The following is a 2,219-nucleotide window of genomic DNA, read 5'->3' as shown; positions in this document are numbered from 1 at the left end:
GGCTTGCGCCCTGCGCGCCCGCTGGGTGGGAGCGCGAGCGGGGGGTGGGGGGTCGGGGGAGACTGGGGGCATGCCGGAGCTGCCTGAGGTCGAGGCGTTGAGTGTCTTTCTGTCCGAGCGGTTGACCGGGCGGGTGATCGCTCGGGTGCAGCCGGTGGCGATCAGTGCGTTGAAGACGTACGACCCGCCGGTGACGGCGTTGGAGGGGCGGATGGTCGGGGCGGTGAGCAGGCGGGGCAAGTTCCTGGATGTCGAGGCGGAGGGGCTGCATCTGGTGGTGCACCTGGCCCGGGCCGGGTGGTTGCGGTGGAAGGACGGTCTGCCCGCCGAGCCGGCGCGGCCGTCCCCGCGCAATCCGTTGGCGTTGCGGGTGCGGTTGGTGGGGGAGGCCGGGGACGGGTTCGACCTCACGGAGGCCGGGTCGAAGAAGGGGCTGGCGGTGTACGTGGTGCGGGAGCCGGGCGAGGTGCCCGGGGTGGCCAGGCTCGGGCCGGATCCGCTGGATCCGGGCTTCGGGCTGGCGGACTTCGCGGCGCTGTTGCGGGGCGAGCGGCGCAGGCTCAAGGGGGTGCTGCGGGACCAGGGGGTGTTGGCGGGGGTGGGCAACGCGTACTCGGACGAGGTGCTGCACGCGGCCCGGATGTCGCCGTACAAGCTGGCCGCGAGTCTGACCGAGGACGAGGTGGCCCGGCTGTACGAGGCGCTCGGGGGCACGTTGCGGGAGGCGGTGGAGCGCTCGCGCGGGCTGGCGGCGGGGGAGCTGAAGGCGGAGAAGAAGCTCGGGTTGCGGGTGCACGGCCGGACCGGTGAGCCCTGCCCGGTGTGCGGGGACACGATCCGGGAGGTGTCCTTCGCGGACTCCTCGTTCCAGTACTGCCCGACCTGTCAGACCGGGGGCAAGCCGTTGGCGGACCGGCGGTTGTCGCGGCTGTTGAAGTGAGGGGAGGTGAGGGGGACGGGTGGTGGCCGTCCCCCCGGTGGGCGGCGGGGTCAGCGCTTGATGGCGACGCCGCCCCAGTAGTAGGCGGCCTTCGGGTCGGCCGGGGGCTCGCCGTCGGGGCGCCAGGCCAGGACCGGGGCGACGCCCGGCTCGACCAGGTCCCAGCCGTCGAAGAAGCGGACGACGTCGTCGTAGCCGCGCGGGACCAGGGTCATCCCGCCGGCCCGGGCGGCTTCGGCGACCTTGCCGACGGCCTCCGGGTCGAAGTCGGGGGTGGGGGTGGTCAGGGCGATGCAGCTGCCGGCCGGCAGGGCGTCGCGCAGTGCGGCGACCCGGCCCCAGGGGTCGTCCTCGTCGGCGATCAGCATCAGGACGGCGATCATCAGCAGGCCGACCGGCTGGGTGAGGTCGAGGGTGGCGGTGAGCGCCGGGTCGGCGAACAGCGCCTCGGGCTTGCGCAGGTCGGCGTGGATGTAGGTGGTGCGGCTGGCCGGGCTGGAGACCATCAGGGCGCGGGCGTGGGCGAGCACGATCGGGTCGTTGTCGACGTAGACCACGCGGGTGCCGGGGCTGACCGCCTCGGCGATCTCGTGGGTGTTCGGCGAGGTCGGGATGCCGGTGCCGAGGTCGAGGAACTGGCGGATGCCGTGCTCCTGGGCGAGGTGGCGCACGGCCCGGCCCTGGAACGCCCGGTTGGCCTTGGCCATCGCCTTGACGCTCGGTACGGCCTGCTCGATGGCCTGCCCCATGGCGCGGTCCGGCGGGAAGTTGGTCTTCCCGCCCAGCCAGTAGTCGTACACGCGCGCGGAGTGCGGGGCGGTGGTGTCGACACCGAAGCGTTCCCACTGGCTGAGCTCGGTGGCGTCGTCGTCCTGCGGGCCCTGGCGGGGGGAGTCCTGACTTGTCGTCATGGCCACGTCCTCTGATGGCAGATCATCACACTGGGGAAGGCACAGCGTAGCGGTCCGGACGGGAGGTGGAGCGTCCGGTCGGGGAAGATCCGTGGAAGATCTCCGGAGGTGGAGTGGACGGCCGGTGGCCTTGAGCCGTCGGAGTGGTGATCGGGGCCGTCGGAGTTGCCCTCGGGGAACGGCGGTGACGGCCGGGGGAAGCATCCAGAATGCTGTCAGATCGTCAGATTACTTCGCGCAGATTGCTGCTGGTTGCGGCCGGAATGTCCCTCCTGGGAACGGCCGCCGGATGTCGGAGCCCCTGGGGTGGAGGGGAGGGTGGCGCGGCGGCGGGGGCGGCCGACGCCGCCGCTCCGGCGGGGCCGGAG

The 2,219-nt window shown here is 72.9% G+C and carries 2 protein-coding genes; one reads left to right on the top strand and one right to left on the bottom strand.

Features of this window, described 5'->3' with window-relative positions; translation table 11 throughout:
- The first annotated feature begins 70 nt into the window (after positions 1-70).
- Positions 71-940 carry an Fpg/Nei family DNA glycosylase gene (locus tag ACFU6K_RS37400; protein WP_380670870.1) on the top strand — a complete coding sequence of 290 codons (870 nt, stop codon included), beginning with the start codon at positions 71-73 and terminating at the stop codon, positions 938-940.
- Positions 941-990: 50 nt separating this feature from the next.
- Here the strand turns inward: ACFU6K_RS37400 and ACFU6K_RS37395 are convergent, their stop codons facing one another.
- Entirely contained in the window at positions 991-1,851 is an 861-nt protein-coding gene (locus ACFU6K_RS37395) for an SAM-dependent methyltransferase (protein ID WP_380670868.1), read from the bottom strand.
- Positions 1,852-2,219: the final 368 nt, after the last annotated feature.

Origin of the sequence: Kitasatospora sp. NPDC057512 (assembly GCF_042802135.1) — a bacterium.
Lineage (GTDB): Bacteria > Actinomycetota > Actinomycetes > Streptomycetales > Streptomycetaceae > Kitasatospora.
This window is presented reverse-complemented; position numbering and strand designations above follow the sequence as displayed.